An 18518-nucleotide genomic window follows, 5' to 3' on the forward strand; every position below is an offset into this window, starting at 1 on the left:
ACGATAAGATTATGCCATTAACCAAAAAACAAAAGATAGATAGGCAAAATGCCATCAAGAGTCGTGGTATAAATCCTCCGAGCGATCGCTCCCAGAAACGTAGTTTATCGAATGGAGGTAATGCCAATGTCGAAGGCCGACGAGAACGGGCAAATGCTTTGGTAAGTCGGGATTCTTCTGCCCCCCAGGTTAGTAAACCTCCGGCTTTAAGGCGACAAAATGCCAGTCGGGATGTCAATAAGGCTAAAGCAGAGAAAGAACCGAAACCGAAAATTGACATTATTAGAGGCCGCATGATCTATCCAGTTACCAAGGGAGGAGTAACCGAGTACCTGCCTGCTCGGCGTGATGCCAGTGAGTCTGAAATTGAGGCCGGGGTATTTGTGGAGGATGACGCGGTACGCAAAGATCCGGTGAATACTATCACAGATGCATCGAACTTCAAGCGTCCTACTGTTACGGATGCTAAGACAGGCCGAACCTTATTCGCGACTACAACAAAAAATAGCTATGGTATGGAGGAGGTTGAATATCTACCCCGCCAAAGTGAGGCTTCGCCTCTGGAGTTAAGTGCCGGGAAATATATTCCTGAGAAAACCCCCAGCGTAGGAAAAGAGTTGGATCAACCGCCTCAAACTGACCCGGATAATAACAATCGCAAACTGTTTGCCACCGAGGCACCTGACGGCAGTATCCAATACTATCCGAAAAAGAATCAGGCCACTGCTAAGGAATTGGCAGAAGGTAAATATCTGGAGGGGTTTGCGGCCAAAGACCCTGTGAATAAGCTTAAAGCTCCATCGGAATTACAAGGCAAACCTCCTACAACTAAGGAAGTCGCAACAGGCAGGACTTTATTTGCCACGGCAGCCTTAAATAGTGATGGAAAAGAGACTAAGATTGAGTATCTTCCTCGCCAAAGTGATGCTACAATTGACGAGTTAAATGCCGGGAAATATATCCCGGAGAAAGCGTCCATCGCTGGGGAGGAGTTGGACGAACCTCCCAAAACTGACCCGGATAATAGCGATCGCTATCTGTTTGCTACCCAGGGGGCAGATGGTAGTACCGAATATTTTCCCCGGAAAAACCAGGCCACCGCACAAGAACTGGCGGAAGGTCGATATCTGGAGGGAGTTGCCCCATTACCTCCTGTGAATCAGACCCTCGAACCATCAGACCTTGATGGTAAGCGTCCAACTGTGACTGAGAAAAGCACGGGACGTACTGTATATGCCACTGCGGTTTTGGACAATGATGGAAAAAGGACGAAAAAAATAGAATATCTGCCCCGACAAAGTGAAGCGACTTTTGAGGAACTCAATGCTGGGAAATATATCCCAGAGAAAGCTTCTATTGCGGGGGAGGAATTATTTCAACCTCCCAAAACTGACCCGGATAATAGCGATCGCAAATTGTTTGCCACTCAAATGGAGGATGGCAGTATTGAATATTTTCCCAAAAAGAATCAGGCCACTGCTCAAGAGCTGGCAGAGGGTCGATATCTGAAGGGGTTTGCGCCTAAAGATCCGGTGAATACAATTGAAGAGGCATCAAAGTATGAGCGTCCGACGGTTACTGAGTTCAGTACAGGACGAACACTGTTTGCTACGACGACCACCAATTGGCTTGGTCAGTCGAAAACAGAATATCTGCCCCAAGAAAGTGAGGCCACAGAACAGGAATTGCTTACAGGGAAATATATCCCGGAGAAAAATTCGATAGTGAGGGAGGTGTTGAACAAACGGCCTAGATATGATTTTGAGAATCAGCGGGATCTGTTTGCGGTGAAAGCTGATGATGGTAGTAATCATTACTGGCCGAAAAAGAGCAAGGCAAGTGCCAAGGAGTTTTCGGAAGGGCGATATGTGGAGGATGAGGCGATTAGTCAAAATGCTCCCCTTGGTCCGGCTAATGCTATGAGCAATGTCGCGCCAGAGTATGATGCTAAAAACAAGCGTAAAATGTTTGCGGTAATTACAAAGGAGGGAGATACAAGCTATCTACCAAGAAAAAGCAAGGCGACTAAGGAGGAGAAAGATCAGGGGTTATATATCCCGGATGATGTGGTGGACGACCATGAAAGCAAACGTCGTCGTACTGCTCTTCTGGAAAATACTGCCGATCTGGCACTACGCCGAGCCGAGCGGGCGGCACAACGCCCTGGTGGAGTTACAATGTGATCATCATATCCCTCTCCACAAGTGGGTGAGTCTGGCTAGTAATGGTACAGAGTTTAGGAATGGCTTGAGTTTGCCTGAAGTTAATTGAGATCAACAACGGGAAACTTTATCGAAACTGTGTCCTAAATACGACCTAGGGAAAGGGCGTATGCTCATTATCCCATCATAAATGGCAAATGGCAACTAAGCCTATCTCCCCTTGAGCATGGGATGCTTGTTGCCTGGAAAAGGAGCAAGGGCTTTATGCTGCATTTGTCCCCTTGGAACCCTTGGAACAGTTTTTGGAGCGGGATGTTCGTGTTGTGGGGATCGCCCCCCAACCCTTTGTTCCTCATAATTGAGAGGTTAGACATCCCATCGGTGATATCAGAATCCAGTTTTATAGAGCGCACCCCTTATTTGGACGCTCGGCTCAGTTGGTGAGTGATGTGGCTAGGGAGATACATGAAGGGCTGCTGCAGTTCTGCATTGTGTATGTTTTATAATCCGGACCAATGTAAACATTATTATAGGAATATTTGCTATGCAACCACGCCAAAGAAGTGGGAAAGATTTTAGTAGTCATCCAGGTAAGAAAAGAAGAGGATCCCTGGGAAAACGCAGTATTAGCGGAAGTGATCCTAATACAAATCGCGGTCGTAAGTCTAGTGACCATCGGGATCGCGGACTTTCGGATTCTTTGGAGGAAAAGTCGAGTTTTATTGAGGAAAAAGCTACTTCTCCTGTTTTTGAAGGTCAAGTTTTTCCGAATGTTGATCTCATTGCTATAAGGTCGCGCCTGGAGGAACTGCTTAGAAATGACACGTCCAACCCGATGAATGCAATAAGAACCCTAGCGGAGGAATTATCCCAGCCTGATCCGATGTTGCCTCCGTCGGATATTAGTATTGATATCCGGGGTCTTGTGGAAAGTGATCCACTGTCTCAGCTTATTGTGGAGAGAGTAATAAATGTTTTGAGTTCTTATTCTGTTTCAGGCGGGCGGCCATTATTGACCACGGAAGCTGAACTCAGGGATATTATTGTCAGATATGTCCCTCTAATTCGGGAAGAGCTTGTTCCTCTACGATTGGAAATTGATACAGAGGAAAAAACCAATGCACCGGCGGATGGTTCGAACACTGAGGATTTGCAACGAAGGAAAGCGGTAAGGTCAGCTATCGATAAAAAGGTGAGAGATGGGATTAGTGCTAGACTCAACGAAATAATCAAAAAGAGGGAGGAGAAGAGGGAGAAATTTATCGAATCGGTTGTCCTACAAATTAGGGACGCAGACGTGGTTAGGAAAGCCCTTGATCATCTATCACTGAGCGAAACCGAGTCACTAAGTCTGATCAAAAGGACAATGCAATTATATCCTGCAAATCAAGGTCTCGAGGTGGAGTGGGATGGTATGGGGCCGACGTCCGCCTATCTCCGCGTAATGGGCAACATACCCAAAGTGAGAGAGCTGGTGAACGATATGGGGAATTTCTTAGAGGTAATGATGAGACGAGAGGAGATATATGGAAGCGATCACTATGTATTTTATCATGCACAAAGAGGCGATTATCGAAGCCTTAGGTGGATGATCGATATAATAAGCGGCGCAGTGGAAACTCATGCCTACGCGGATGACAATGACGATGCGCGCTTCACGTTATTGAGGGAGCCGAAGTCTATGGAGTCGAGCGCGGGCAAGTACGCAGCGGACGTGCGTGAGAAGGGAAGCGAGGTGGAATATTGGGTAGAGAAGATGAAAACAGCTGAAGACAGCGATGTACCAGCCCATGTGTTGTCGACAAACATGTCACTTTTAGGGAACGCACTTCATAAAGGGGAATCAACGGTTGAGTTTTACAAGAATAATACCAGTATTACGCAATTCAGAAGGGAGATATTAGAGGAGCAAGTTAGGCACTACAAACCTGGTGTGTCGGAAAGCACGTTAAACAACCTAGTGAGGTTGGTTGGCAAGGAAAAAACGAAAGGAGCGTCGTTACTCCAAATATTTATCCCCAAAGGTATCGTAGAGCGGCTAGCTTATTTAGCTGGGCCGGGTGGTCATACATATGAGAACCACACTGATTTGGTTGCTCACTTAAATACTTACCTGGAAGACCCGAGCTCACTTGGGCCGGCATTGGATTATATGCAAGCGCGGCTAATCATGAGCGATCGTGCGTTTCGGGACCGTGCGGAGGGAATCAAGTACTTTGAGTACCACAAGCTGACCCCTGCACAGATCAGAAGATTCGAGGCTCGTGTAAGGTCGGAGCTCCCTTAGAGGAGACCTAAAGGGGGGGACGGGGGGGTGAGAATAGGCATTTCGACGAGTCCTGGCGGGACAGGCAGGGGATTGCAGTGCTACGGGGTTTGTGGCCTTTGTGTAGGATGTAACCCCACATTATGATTTTATGCAATGCTGATTTTCATTGGGTCAGTCTGTGTGGTGGATTGTGGGGTTGGGGTTTTTACACCTATATTCCAATGTTATATGCTAACGCGAGGTATGGTTTGGTATGAAAGAGGCTCCACCCAACCAAGCATGTCTAAAATTCCTCATTTTATATGCGAACGCAGCTAGTGCTGTTTTTGTGGAAGTTGGAAACCATGTACATCGGGAGCTTTTGCTTAACCGTTTGTTGGGTATCCCTGACGCTCCCGCAACCTACGAAGTCATTCATTACCCGGGTTGCGTGTGTGTACGGCCGCGCCGCAACGCACCACATCACTCATCAAAACCCCAAGGGACCATGTAGTCCACAACCTATCTATCCCACTTCTAACCCAACGCCACCAATGGGTAAGGTAAGACTCAATGCGAACCAATTTCGCACCCTGCGCGTATTGCTGAGTCACCTTATCCAGCATCCGTTCCACGGTCTTTTTCGCCACGCCCACCCTCCCCGGCGAAAACCAATATCCTAAAAAATCAAACCCCCGGGTAATGCGCCCAATAAACGTCTTATCCGGGTGTTTTTCCACCCTTAACCCCCCCAGCACATGATTAACTACCTTAAATATCCCCACAGCAAGGCCAGAACCTCTTCCTCCTGGATATACTGTCTCAGCATATCCATGAGCAGATGATGATTGATACTTGCATAATAGCTCTTAACATCAGTCCGAAAAACAAAAGTATGCTCCTCCAGATGTAGAGACACTTCCCGCACTGCCCCTTTCAGGCCACCAGTCCCTGCGAGGTGAAAACAGCGCCGGGAAAGATGTGGTTTGAGGTGTTCTGCCAAAACCAGGGAAATAGCTTTCAACACCAGAGCATCCTGGGACGACCACCATTCCACAATTTGGTCTTTTCCTTTGATTTGCCGTAATTCCCTAAAGCGATAGGTTCCAGAGCGTAATTTGTACTGTAGCTCCGGTTTTTTTTCAGACCACCACCGCCGGAGATGCCAAATATCACCATTATAATGGTAGTGAGCACGTTTCTCACAAACCCAGGCAAAAGCTTCGTCTAATATAGAATCCGGGTAATTAGTTATCGTATCGCTCTAGGAGTCAGGAGTCAGGAGTCAGGAGTCAGGAGAAAGAAAAGATTGGAATAGCATGAATTCTATAATTTGTATTCAGTAGAACATCTGTATTAAGAGAAAGTAATTTTGCAATTACTGTATAACCGGATTCTATATAAAATAGCATCCGATGCAATTTTTTCCCTTAACATAATCATCACCGAAAAATTGAGTTTCAAGCATGGCCAATAAGCAACAGGAATTAGATTTTTCAATAATTGATAAAAATGCCAAATATTTTGCCGAAAATTCGGTGTATTCAAATTTGGAATTTGGAATTTTAATCTAGAAATTGTTGACAGATTGCTATATAGTTAGAGGTCTCACTATCTTGGCCGTACATATCAGTTGAATATTGAAAGTAAATCAAAGCTTGGGCATATTCTTTAATTTTATAGCATAGTTTAGCAATTTCGTATGCCAAATCTTGATCCTCGCCCAATGGAAAATAGAGATGCCACACTTGTTTAATTGCTTCTGCGATCGCCGCTTTTTCCTGAGCGGTGAAACTGGGAGCTAGTTCCATCAAGCGGGGAATATAGCGGGCAAATTGGTGACTATCATAATAGCTCAAACGCAAATAGGCCAAAATTGCTTCTAAGTTCATCTGATCGATGGTTTGTCGGGCGTGTTTGGTAATGGTGAAAAAGTCATCGGGGCCAAAAGTTTGAACTTGGCGATTATAGACACGCTGAGTTTCTAAATAACGACTGGCTCCATCGCACATAATTAGACAAACGACACAGATACTGTTATGCTTGACGGCTGGCATTAGGGCGATACCCCCATTTTGCTCACAGAAGTTTTGGAGAATGGGATAGTTGACGCTGAGGGAAAAACAACCGTAGTGTTGTATGAGCTGAGGAGGAGCATTGCCTTGGAGGTTGGCAAGATCGGCGTAGCCTTTGTCAGCAGAGAGGAGTAATAGTCCCTGTTGTGATAAGTTTTGCAACCGTTGCAGGCATAGCATTCCGGCTGAGGGAAAGAGCAGGTGGGTATTGGTAAGGGTGCGTTGGTAGTGAGTTAACAGAGGTCTAAATTGAGGTGCGAGTTCGGAGGGAGCAGTGGTTTGGTAATCGTAGTGCACACGTAAATGCTGGAGTAGCTGAGAGGTATTCAAGCTTTGAGGATCTACATCACAGTGTAAGGATACAAGACACTCTTGGATTTGGTTACGATTGATATAGTAGAGGTCTTGGGGAATGCTATCGAAGAAATAATTAGCGATCGCCACAAGGGGGCCTTGGATAGTTTGGGCAGAGAGAATCTGACCGCTGTATTGCAAGGTGAGTTGATCGGAATGATTGATGTCAAACAGAGCCATGTCTAAGACTCCCTGCTGAAACCAGGTTTGAAAGCGGGGGTGTTGAGACCATTGCTGGAGATTACTTGGGGTAAAGTCGGTTAAGATATAGCGGAAGTTGCTGAGAGGAATATGACCTTGTTGGCAAAGGTGAGTGAGGCGAGTCAGGAAATGGAAGGCAAAACGACCTGAACCAGCTCCTAGATCGCAGATGTAAAGGGGTTGCTTGGTGGAGACGAGATGTTTTAGATCCTGCCAACAGGCCAAGGTAATTTCGGCATAGCTGTTAGCTATAGTAGGGTTGCTGGTGATGTAGTGGGGAACTTCCCCTGTTCGCCAAGCATCTATACCTCGTCGGTTAAAGTAATCTCGCTGTAATTCCCAGAGCAAAGATTGAGAAAAAGGTTGCTGTTTGGCAATACAGAAACTAGATCGATCTAGTTCATTAGTCTCTATTACTGGAAATTCCCTTGATGGCAGTCCTGATATTCTAGGTTCATTTAATTTTATGCTTTTCGGTGTTTGTTTGCGTCTTTTTGTTTTACCCATTAATATTATGTCCGCTTGAATACTTATACTTTGGTGCAAGGAAGGCAGGAGGAATCCCCCCAACCCCGCTTTGAAAGGGGGGAGGGCAGAAGGTTTTCTGGCAATTGTGACTTAATTCTATACACAAACGATACTACCGGATCTGATATCATAAAAATTCTCACAAACAATTTAGGCAGGACTTACCCAGGCGAACCCAGAAACCCGGTTTCTCGTAGATGTTTATTGTCAAAAACAACAATTTATCGTAGAAACCGGGTTTCTTTGCGTAAGTCCTATTAGGATTGCTATAGCATAATACAGGATATTCCAGGTATATGAAGTACAGATATTAACAGTTTTGATTTAATTTATAGTTCGTGAACAGCTCCTTGAGGAATATTTCCTGATAAAACTTGAACAATATTTTTGGCAGCTTCAAAAGCAATATCGTGCCGAATTTCATCAACAGCAGAACCTAAATGAGGAGTAAAAAAAGTCTGATTTTTCTCTGTTATTAATGTCTCACAAATTTCTTGAGGACGATGAGAAATTGCCCAATCTTCCATCTCAAATACATCAGCAGCATATCCAGCTAAATGTCCTGATTGAATCGCCGAGGCGATCGCTTTCTCATCTACAACTGACCCCCGACAAGGATTAATTAGGAAACTTTTTGGTTTCATCTGAGCTAAGGTATCTTGATTAATCAGATGATAAGTATCAGGAATTAAGGGTACCATTAACACTACATAATCACTATTTTTTAAGAGTTCTAATAAAGAAACTCTAGAGATTTTCCAGAGAGTTTCTTGTTCTACAGATAAGGGAATAGGATCGCTGTAGAGTAAATTCATTTCAAAACCTACTAATCTTTGAACTAAAGCTTTTCCCAATTTTCCCATTCCTACAATTCCTAGAGTTTGATTTAATAATCCCTTACTGTAAAGTTGTGGTTTCCATCCTTGAAAATTACCATTACGAATTAGGCGATCGCCTTCTAACATTCGGCGAGCTAATCCAATTAATAAACCAATGGTTAATTCGGCGGTGGGTGCTGCTAATAAATCAGGAACAATGGTGAACCAAATACCTCGTTTTATACAAGCGTCTATATCAAAATTATTGTAACCTCTTAACGCTCCTGCAATAACTTTTAATTGGGGACAAGCGTCTAAAAAATTAGACTCAATAAAGTCAGGCATAAATACCATTAAAGCTTCAGCTTCTTTAGTTCGATTGATAATTTCTTCACGAGATAATGTGTTTTTAGTTTGATTGAGAATAACTTCACAAGTTTGACTTAAATAATCAATAACTTGAGGATGAATCCAATGGGTAATAACAACTTTAGGTTTTTTATTCATATTATAAGGGAATTGGGAATTCAAAAGTCAAAATTCAAAATTCAAAAGTTAGATTTTATAGCCTTAAAACTTTTCGCTGCGCAACATGAAATATGCTAGGGAATTGGGAATTCAAAAGTCAAAATTCAAAATTCAAAAGTTAGATTTTATAGCCTTAAAACTTTTCGCTGCGCGACATGAAATATGCTAGGGAATTGGGAATTCAAAAGTCAAAATTCAAAATTCAAAAGTTAGATTTTATAGCCTTAAAACTTTTCGCTGCGCGACATGAAATATGCTAGGGAATTGGGAATTCAAAAGTCAAGCTTACCAAGTTTTGCCAAAGTTTCTCCCAAATTGCTATAAGTCCATGCAGATTTTGTAGAAGTTTCTAAGATTTGATTGTAGACAAGAACCGCCTCTTCCAACTTTCCCTCCCGTTGCAACTTTCTCGCCCTTTGAAAAACGCTATTAGCCCCATCTTGAACTTCCGACATTAACCCAATCTCCTTAACAAATCAAATTCATAAAAGAAAAAACAGATAATCTTTTTGTCATCTCATCTATTCTTTTCACTAATAGCCAATTTCCACAATAGCTTCTCCCTCTTCTAGCATCCGTAATGCTTCAGCAAAAGTATTGCTCAAAATCCGTCGTAGGTTTCTGTTAGTAACATTCCCACAAGTCAACCAAAGAATTTGAGGAGGAGTTCCCAAACGAGTAACTAACTCGACAAAATCGCTATCTTTACTAACAATAACCCGGGGTTTCTAGCAGCATTAAAAATCTCTATATCTTCAGTATTTCGTAGCCCCAAATCTCTAATAGCCGTAGCATTGACATTAAAAGTTTCCACTAACCAATCAGCTAAATTTGGAGGAAGCTGCGCGTCAATCCAAAAATTCATACTGTTAATTTAGGAATATTACTTCGTTGGGCAGCAAACAACAAACAAGCTTGAATATCCTCCGCTTCCAAGTCTGGAAAATCTTCTAAAATTTCTCCACTACTAACATTTTCTGCCAGCATCTCTAAAATATCGGAAACGCGAATTCGCATCCCTCGAATGCAAGGTCTCCCTCCACATTGTTTGGGGTTATAAGANGCTCCAGTCCCCCCCTTTCAAAGGAGCTCCAGTCCCCCCCTTTCAAAGGAGCTCCAGTCCCCCCCTTTCAAAGGAGCTCCAATCCCCCCCTTTCAAAGGAGCTCCAGTCCCCCCCTTTCAAAGGAGCTCCAGTCCCCCCCTTTCAAAGGAGCTCCAATCCCCCCCTTTCAAAGGAGCTCCAGTCCCCCCCTTTCAAAGGGGGGTTAGGGGGGATAAAGCTTCCAACAACAACAACCCCAAATCTTTAAGCAAACCTCGATTTTGCTGAGGACAACGATGGTGAGTTAAACACCGAGGACAACCATATTCACAATCACAATTTTTGGCTAATGCTGTTGCTTTCTGTGCAAACTTCAACAGTTGATTAAAAATTGCCTCACTCGCTCCATTTCCACCATCACAAGTATCAAAAAAATAACCGACAGTTTCCCCTTCTTGTCGCTGCACAAAACATTCGACATCTTGACTGGAACTCAACACTACTAAAGGAATAGCAGCTCTGATTTGATGCCCCATACTATGCAATGCAATAAAATCTGGATGACAACTCCATAAATCTTTGAAATCATCTGGAATTATGCCTTGATTTTTCTCCTTAATTTTCTCCTTAATTTGTGTAATATTTTCCCGTATAACCTGACTAAAAGCATCATTTATTTCAACTTTAATAACTGGAGCTTGATATTGAGTTTGATAGGGAGGATCGAAGCTACCTTCATCGACAACTATCATAATTTCAACTCCTTTTTCAGATTTAGTAGAAAACAATTGATAACCTGTGACGGAAGAGGTAATTTCTCCCCAAAATAGACTTAATCTTAATCTGGCGTGGGAAATATTTGTTTGAATTATTTGAGGTGTTGCTAGTTGCTGAATTTCTTTAATAGCTAAATCACCATTTGCTTCAGTTTCTAAATTACACTTGCCTAAAGGTTTTAAAATTGCTTGTTTTTTATCTAAGTCAAGATTCTCAGAACGGTAGGTTATTAACTCACCATCATAATTTTGTGCTAAATAAATTGCTCCTGGAAATACCTCTTGATGTGCCAGACTCATTGACATTTTTTCAAAACTTTTCCCAGTATTAATATTGATTAATTCCACATCAGTTTGACCATGGCCGCGCAGATTAATATTCCGGTGAGGATAACCATAACTCCAGAGTTGATTAGACTTATTAATATAGATTTTTTCCTGCTTTAATAAACTATCGGCAATTGCTCCAGCCACTTCTCCAAAACGTTCTGTTATTTCACTCAAAGGTACTCCACTTTCCACACAACTACATTCTAAATGTTTACCCAAAATTGTCGGATAATTTGGATTAAAAGCAGCATTTTCTGCCTCACCATTTAGTAATAAATCTGGTTTATTTCCATAGAAACTATCCAAAGGATTTTGATCTACAGGCAAAAACATAACTAATCCAGGATTTCTCCTGCCTACCCTACCAATTCTTTGTTTCCAAGACATTAAACTACCTGGATAACCACGCACTAAACAACAGTCAAGTTCGGGTAAATCAATACCTGCTTCTAATGCCGAAGTAGAAAGGATAACTTTGACAATTCCAGTTTGCAATTTTTGGATAATATCCTGTCGCCTATCCAACCCCAAAGAACCATAAAAAATTGCCACCTTATCTGCCAAATAACCCTCTCCATTTTTATTAGCTTCTTTTTGAATTATTCCCAATAATTTTTTAATAGCTTTCCGGGAATTGCAAAATACTATCCCACTCAAATTATGGCGCAACCAAGACAGAATTATTTGACAAGCATCAGGATTAGCAGTCTCGCTTGGTTCGAGACACAAAATAGTTCTTCCAGCAGTATAAGCACCACTTTTTGAGATTAGATGAAGTCGTTCCGGTTGGTGGGAGCGATCGCTAAATCTCATAGCCATTTCTGCGGGATTTCCAATAGTAGCTGAACTAAAGATAAATTGTAATTTTTCTGAAGTTCCTCCTACTCGATCTACTATCATTTTTAACCGTCGCATGAGGTTAGCAAAATGAGCGCCAAAAGCACCTCTATAAGTATGAGATTCATCAATAACTACATAGCGGAGTTGTTGAAAAAATTTGCGCCAACCTTCTCCATCTTTGCTTCTAATTTTAAATAGTTGATAGTGTAATAAATCTGGGCTGACACCTAAAATATTGGGTGGGTTGGGGATAAATAATTGTTTCCTTTTTTCTGAGGAAGTATCGCCTGTAATTAATCCAATTTTGACAGAATTTCCAGGAAAATATGAGACCATTTTTTCGAGCTTTTGCATCTGATCTAATGCCAATGCTTTGAGAGGAAAAATATATAATGCCGTAGTCTGAGATTGTTGGATACATGATTCTAAAATTGGGAGATTATAACAAAGAGTTTTGCCAGAAGCTGTAGGGGTAAAAATGCAAATATCTAATCCTTTCCGTAGAGCAGTTAATGATTCAATTTGATGTTCGTAGAGTTCCGTAATATTTTGTTGAGCCAGAGAATTTTGTAGAGTAATTGGTAAATCTTTTGGCAAAGGATAAAGTTTTCCAGGAGTTGGCGGTGTGTTATCTATTGCTAATAAATTATCTAAAAATTCTTGAGCTATATTTTGAAAAACAGGTCGAGGAATAGCTTCTATTTCTGCTGAAGAAATCTTTGATTGTTTTGCCTGTTCTAATTTTTTCTGATTAAAATTTGCACCATCTCTAGGATGAATTTTTTCCTCATTAATAGCTATTTGCCAATCTGGAAAATGTACAGGTTTATGGCATTCCAAAAAATCTACAATTAAACGTTTTCCCAATACTGCCGTAATTTGACCAATACCATGTTCAGAAGAATAAATTTTCGCACCAATTTTCAACCATTCTGGAGGAGAAGGTAATTGATTTCCAGCTCGAATAATAGCAGCATAGTCCGTCGGTTTATCTGTCATATTGACTTGTTTTGCAGAAAAAGATGAAAATCATGGTAAACAATACCAGGATATGGTTTCAACAATTAATAATTAATAATGAATAATTAATAATTACCTCTTCTTTTCAAGGAGAGGATTGACTAATCATGAAAATTTTTATTTATTATCCCCTATCCAAGGGGAGGTTTTAAACCAAAATTTTTCGGTAAAGAATTGTAGCAGATTAGATATTATATCATATGTAGTTAAATAGTTATAATTAGAGCTTCCTAGTATAGCTCTGAGTAATATCTATAGATATTGCTCAGAGCTATACTATAAACAAAAACTTTTTTATCACTAATTACCCGGATATGATATTATAGCATTTCTCAAAAATATTACTATATTTGATTGGATGGCGAAATGTGAGGAGTGTGGGTAGGGACGTTACATACAACGTCCGTACGGGAGAGATTAAAAGTAGGAAAAATCTATACTAACCGACTAAATAATTGTCAAAAACGGACTTTGAATCTTAGTAACTATTTAGATGTTGAAGTAGAGCTGAAATGTAGTATTAATGCATGAGAATTAGTATTATTAATGTCATTTATTAAACATTTACCAGGCTCAAATGTTGCAATAGCATGGGGCGGGTTCGTTTTTCAAATTAATAAGGATACTAATGCCTAAAATTAGGTGTGTCAGTCCAGTATCAACAAAGCTAAAATGGTGCAATGATAATTGTAATTATTTCTATGAATAGTGCGTTAAGCGATCGCTTTTTCCGTTTGTTATGCTGCGCAGGAAAAGGAAAATCGAACCTACTGATTTTACTGTAAAGGAGTAAGATGCTCCGAGTGCCATATTCCACAACGAAAATAATATACCAGTCGAAGCAAAGGTTAGGACACATCAAAACCATAAAACCCAGACAAACCAAGATTTTTCCTTCTGCCTTCTGCCCTCAGCATAAATGCCTTTTGCTATAACAATGCAACACCACCTCAGAATCAATTCAAAACTCCCATAAAAAACGGACGAAATAACTCACAAGAGAGACTTGCCCGATCGCCTTTCAAATTAACCAACCCCATCTTTTGCAACTGATAACCAAAGGATAGTTTGATTTTTATAGGTTTGGGGTTGTTCACAATTTCAGTAAAGCTCGGCAATAATTCATCATAGCCTTGCAGATTTGACCATTGTTGTTGTAAATGTTCTGCATAAAAAGCAGTCGCACTCTCAGATTTTTCTAAAAGTTCTTCCAGGGTTATATTCTGTTGCTGTAGATAATAAAACGCCAACTGCAACCGATAGGGATGTCCGCCCAAAAGGGTAATCAGTTGCTTGATTTGTTGTTCGGTTATCTCTTGTTCGTACCGCTGTGCTATATCCTGCACTTGAGCTTGGGTAAATTCAGGTAAATTGATGACTAACCCAGTATTCAACAGGGAGGGATTAATTGAGCGAGGCATCAGAATTTCAGTAGAATGAACTGTCACCAGTCGCAACTTTTGCCAGAGAGTATTGTCTGTAACCCTTGCTTTTGCTTGCTCAGACCAAGTTCGCAGAAGTTGGATAAATTCACTAGCAATATCTGGGTAGGTAAAAAGCTGATTAAGTTCATCAATAGCTATTACCAGAGGACTATCTAGGTTAGCTAAGATAATATCATTGAAGTAGTCGGTGGCAGTTGATTTGCTACCCAAGGAGCTATCCCAAAAGTCAGCTATCCGCTCATGCGCCATCGCCTCTGGCGATGGCGCATTGGGAAATTCTAATTCCTTGCTAACTCTGGCACAGAACCATTGTAGGAAGCGTTTTAGGTTCTGTAAAATCTCACCATCGGCAAGTTGTAAATTCAGATAAACGATTTGATAACCCAGAGATTTAGCAAAAGCCAGGATGCGACTTATTAGGGAGGTTTTCCCCATTTGCTTGGGGGCGCGGATATTCAACAGCGTGCCTGGTTTCTGGATGCTTTTGTAAGCAAGGGATTTGATGATAGGACGCTCAATGTAAAAAACAGAATTTAAAGGCATCTGACCTCCCGGTGCTGTTAGTAGACGAGGTTGTAGATTATCTTGTGGTTGAATAATTTTTTTTATTGGGGAAGGATTGTTGCGATCGCGCAGCATATCGAAATGACAATTGCAGGTGGGTTCAAAGAAGGAGTAGGTTTTTGTAGGTGAGATTGAGTTAATTTTAGCTAGATTATTTTGATTGGACTGTAGGTAGAGATAGTCGTCCTCTGCCAAAATTAGATCAAAAGCATGGAAGCAGCATTTCAAAGTCCGTTTGTCAACTCCTGACGAGCAGGTAAAAACTTTGCTGAGGGTATTGGGAGTTAAACCTGTTTCTTGACTAAGAGATTCGAGAGTATAGCGCTTGGAATGTTGCTCAATCTCTGCCTTAGCTTTTGCCTGATTGAGTTTCTTTAAGCCCTGAATAGTTAAGATTACGCCTCGCCGGCGTGCATGGTTACTCATTATTCTATCTGCTGACTATCTACATAACTATATAGAATAGACGTAAGGGATTTATTCGTATGACTCATAAAAGTTCATATAATTAGGCTTTCCTTCATAGTGAAAATCAACTGTTATTAGCTACCTGCACAAGTCAAATGATTTGTCAATCTCATAAAATCTATATGAATATTTATTCAACAAATAATAGCCAGTAAGCAATAGACAGAGGTAATAATTTTAAGGGGAATGAGCAAATGACCAAGAAACTGCTCATACCATGGGCTGTTACCAAGATAATTGTAATGAACTACGGGATGAAACCGGAAGTACAGTGCTTAACTTTTAACTTTGGAATTTTTCCAAAGTTAAGCAATTTGGGTAGGGGATGGTGGTGATGTTCTGAACTTTTTGATCGCTGAAATCTAGATGGGAAAATGCCTTGGGGATTTACTAATGCTAATTCCTTATCTTTTTTCTTAAAATTACAAACTTTGGTTGTGCTGACAAAAGAAAACCTATACCTTGTACTCATAGCTAAGTACAAAAGCCAACAAAAACAGCTCAAAGAGGTTATGAAACAAAGAGGATAGAGAAAAACTTGGTGACTAATATTGCAACATCAACTGAACTCAGTTCGCTAATGAATAAATCTCTTGGTGATTCTGGTGTATGTATTGCCATTCTTGATGGACCAGTCGATCTTTCCCATCCATGCTTTGATGGAGCTAATATCACTCAGCTTACAACATTAGTATCTGGTGCAGCTAATGGAAGTCCTGCATCTCAACATGGAACTCATGTTGCTAGCATCATCTTTGGTCAACAAGGTAGTTCTGTTCAGGGGATCGCTCCTTATTGTCGTGGGTTAATCCTACCTATTTTCAGTAGCGGGAAAGGAGATAATCTAGCTCCCTGTTCTCAAATTGACCTAGCACGAGCGATTACCCAAGCAGTCGAAGCAGGAGCTAACGTTATTAACATTAGTGGTGGTCAGTTGACGGCTTCCCCAGAATCTGACCAATTACTAGCTAATGCTATTCGTTTGTGTCAAGAAAAGAATGTTCTCATCATTGCTGCAGCAGGAAATGATAGCTGCGAGTGTCTTCATCTTCCTGCTGCCCTGGAATCAGTTCTGGCCGTGGGAGCAATGAACTCTCAAGGAAATCCCCTTGATTTTAGTAATTGGGGCAAAGCTTACCAAAGTCAAGGGATTCTTGCTCTCGGCGCAAACATATTAGGTGCAACTCCTGGCGGGGGCACGAGTCTAAAAACTGGGACTAGCTTTGCAACACCCATTGTCTCAGGAATTGCGGCTCTTTTACTCAGTATTCAATTGCAACGGGGGGAACAGCCAGATCCCCATGGCGTTCGTGAAGCCATTCTCAAAAGTGCTTTGCCTTGTAACGTACAAAAAGCAGATCAAGCTCGCTGTTTAGTGGGCATTCTGAATATTTCTGGGGCTTACACCCTAATTACAAAAGGAGAAATTGAACCAGTGTCCGATAATAAATTAGAAGAAGCTATGATGGAACCGAGTGAAGTTAACAACATCCCTCAAGAGTTAAACAATGAAATCAATGAGATTGAAATAGAGCAAGTTCAACCTATTGAAGCTATTAACGCCAGTTCACAAGCAACTGTTCCCCAAGTAACAATGGGTATACAAGCAGCAGAAGCCAAAATATCTCCAGTTATGCCTACCAATATTTCTAATAATACAGTTAACCCCATGATGGTAACTCCCAATAATCAAACAGTTTCTTCTATTACCCCTTCTGGAGCAGATGGAGGTTGTGGCTGCGGAGGCGGTGGCCCTATACAGACAGTTTATGCGATTGGCCAATTAGGTACTGATTTTGGCACTGAAGCTCGCCGAGATTCCTTTACCCAAGCAATGCCTCCTGATATGACACTGCTTCAGTATCTTCGCGATCGTCCTTATGAAGCTCAATCTATCATCTGGACTCTCAATTTAGATGCTACTCCCATCTATGCCATTAAGGCTGCTGGTCCTTATGCTAGCATCGCTTATGAGCGACTTATTTCCTATTTAGGAGATGAAAACATCGAACGCATCTCGGTTCCAGGATATATTGCTGGTAGTATCCGCTTAATGTCTGGTCAAGTTGTTCCATTAATCGTTCCTGAAGTTAGAGGAATGTACAGTTGGTCTATTACTGCTTTAGTAACAGCAGTCGCGCCACAAATAACTGCTGCAAATATCACAGAGGACAGATTACGGTCTCAGATTGAAGATTATTTGAATCGAGTTTATTACGACTATCGTAATTTAGGGATAACTCCTCAAGAGCGAGCATTGAATTTCTCCGCTACTAATGCTTTCCAGGCTTCCGTAGCGATCGCTCAGGCAGCAGGCGATCAGAGAGTGCTTAATTCTATCAGCGTAGAGAAAAGTCCTATCTGTCGCCCTGATTCTGATTGTTATGACGTTAAGTTAATCTTCTTCGATCCAGAAAATAACCGACGTTCTAACCGAGTCTTTCGATTCACCATTGATGTTAGTGATGTAATTCCTGTGACCATTGGTACAGTGCGCTCTTGGTCTCAGTCCTAATTATAAATAATCAGAAATACTCAAGAGGGAAAACATCAAGAGGGAAAACATTATGAATCTTCCCATTCAATCTCAACCCATAAATCGTCAAGTTACTGCAAGCGCTATCAAAGCAACTGGTATTTTGGCATCTTGCTGTCCTGGCGGTAAACAATGCTACGGGCTATGCATTTTCGGCACATGTACTGGAGTTTGCGCATAATTTACGGTTTTGGATATGTGAGGGAGGGCTTTTCCCGATCGCACCTCACATTCGTGACACCTAAAAACAAACAATCAATTCTCAAATAAGGATAAACAAAGATGAATCTTCCCATTCAATCTCAACCCATAAATCGTCAAGTTACTGCAAACGCTATCAAAGCAACTGGTATTTTGGCATCTTGCTGTCCTGGCGGTAAACAATGCTACGGGCTATGCATTTTCGGCACATGTACTGGAGTTTGCGCATAATTTACGGTTTTGGATATGTGAGGGAGGGCTTTTCCCGATCGCACCTCACATTCGTGACACCTAAAAACAAACAATCAATTCTCAAATAAGGATAAACAAAGATGAATCTTCCCATTCAATCTCAACCCATAAATCGTCAAGTTACTGCAA

Annotated in this window: 10 protein-coding genes and 2 pseudogenes; 4 read left to right on the top strand and 8 right to left on the bottom strand. The window is 41.4% G+C overall.

What is annotated here, in order from left to right; genetic code table 11:
* Nucleotides 1–11 precede the first annotated feature (11 nt).
* Both F6K40_RS02695 and F6K40_RS02700 read left to right on the top strand, forming a co-directional pair.
* The gene (locus F6K40_RS02695) at nucleotides 12–2183 is read left to right on the top strand and encodes a hypothetical protein (RefSeq protein WP_293130997.1); all 2172 of its coding nucleotides are present in this window, start codon (nucleotides 12–14) and stop codon (nucleotides 2181–2183) included.
* Between the two features lie 679 nt (nucleotides 2184–2862).
* Entirely contained in the window at nucleotides 2863–4449 is a 1587-nt protein-coding gene (locus F6K40_RS02700; protein ID WP_293131000.1) for a hypothetical protein, read from the top strand.
* 727 nt (nucleotides 4450–5176) lie between these two features.
* Here the strand turns inward: F6K40_RS02700 and F6K40_RS02705 are convergent.
* The 7 genes and pseudogenes from F6K40_RS02705 to F6K40_RS02740 form a co-directional block, all read right to left on the bottom strand.
* On the bottom strand, nucleotides 5177–5467 hold the full coding sequence (locus tag F6K40_RS02705) for an RNA-dependent RNA polymerase family protein (protein ID WP_293131003.1): 291 nt from the start codon (nucleotides 5465–5467) through the stop codon (nucleotides 5177–5179).
* A 508-nt stretch (nucleotides 5468–5975) separates the two neighbouring features.
* Entirely contained in the window at nucleotides 5976–7547 is a 1572-nt protein-coding gene (locus F6K40_RS02710) for an SAM-dependent methyltransferase (RefSeq protein ID WP_293131006.1), read from the bottom strand.
* A 350-nt stretch (nucleotides 7548–7897) separates the two neighbouring features.
* Nucleotides 7898–8893, bottom strand: coding sequence for a phosphonate dehydrogenase (locus tag F6K40_RS02715; RefSeq protein ID WP_293131009.1), 996 nt, complete (start codon nucleotides 8891–8893; stop codon nucleotides 7898–7900).
* A gap of 293 nt (nucleotides 8894–9186) precedes the next feature.
* Nucleotides 9187–9369, bottom strand: coding sequence for a tetratricopeptide repeat protein (locus tag F6K40_RS02720; protein WP_293131012.1), 183 nt, complete (start codon nucleotides 9367–9369; stop codon nucleotides 9187–9189).
* A gap of 78 nt (nucleotides 9370–9447) precedes the next feature.
* Nucleotides 9448–9779: pseudogene (locus F6K40_RS40585) on the bottom strand (DUF5615 family PIN-like protein).
* Nucleotides 9776–9985: pseudogene (locus F6K40_RS02735) on the bottom strand (DUF433 domain-containing protein); the annotation flags it as partial. The pseudogenes F6K40_RS40585 and F6K40_RS02735, both read right to left, overlap by 4 nt.
* A gap of 184 nt (nucleotides 9986–10169) precedes the next feature.
* Nucleotides 10170–12902, bottom strand: coding sequence for a DEAD/DEAH box helicase (locus F6K40_RS02740; RefSeq protein ID WP_293131021.1), 2733 nt, complete (start codon nucleotides 12900–12902; stop codon nucleotides 10170–10172).
* Between the two features lie 396 nt (nucleotides 12903–13298).
* Here F6K40_RS02740 and F6K40_RS02745 point away from each other — a divergent pair, with 396 nt between their 5' ends.
* Nucleotides 13299–13454 (top strand): hypothetical protein, encoded by a 156-nt coding sequence (locus tag F6K40_RS02745; RefSeq protein ID WP_293131024.1) that lies wholly within the window; start codon nucleotides 13299–13301, stop codon nucleotides 13452–13454.
* 425 nt (nucleotides 13455–13879) lie between these two features.
* On the opposite strand, the gene F6K40_RS02750 is transcribed toward F6K40_RS02745, so the two are convergent.
* Nucleotides 13880–15358 (bottom strand): AAA-like domain-containing protein, encoded by a 1479-nt coding sequence (locus F6K40_RS02750; protein ID WP_293131027.1) that lies wholly within the window; start codon nucleotides 15356–15358, stop codon nucleotides 13880–13882.
* Nucleotides 15359–15941: 583 nt separating this feature from the next.
* Here F6K40_RS02750 and F6K40_RS02755 point away from each other — a divergent pair.
* Nucleotides 15942–17915: a PatA/PatG family cyanobactin maturation protease gene (locus F6K40_RS02755; protein ID WP_365669935.1), complete on the top strand. Its 1974-nt coding sequence runs from the start codon at nucleotides 15942–15944 to the stop codon at nucleotides 17913–17915.
* Nucleotides 17916–18518 lie beyond the last annotated feature (603 nt).

The organism is Okeania sp. SIO3I5 (assembly GCF_010672085.1).
Lineage (GTDB): Bacteria > Cyanobacteriota > Cyanobacteriia > Cyanobacteriales > Microcoleaceae > Trichodesmium.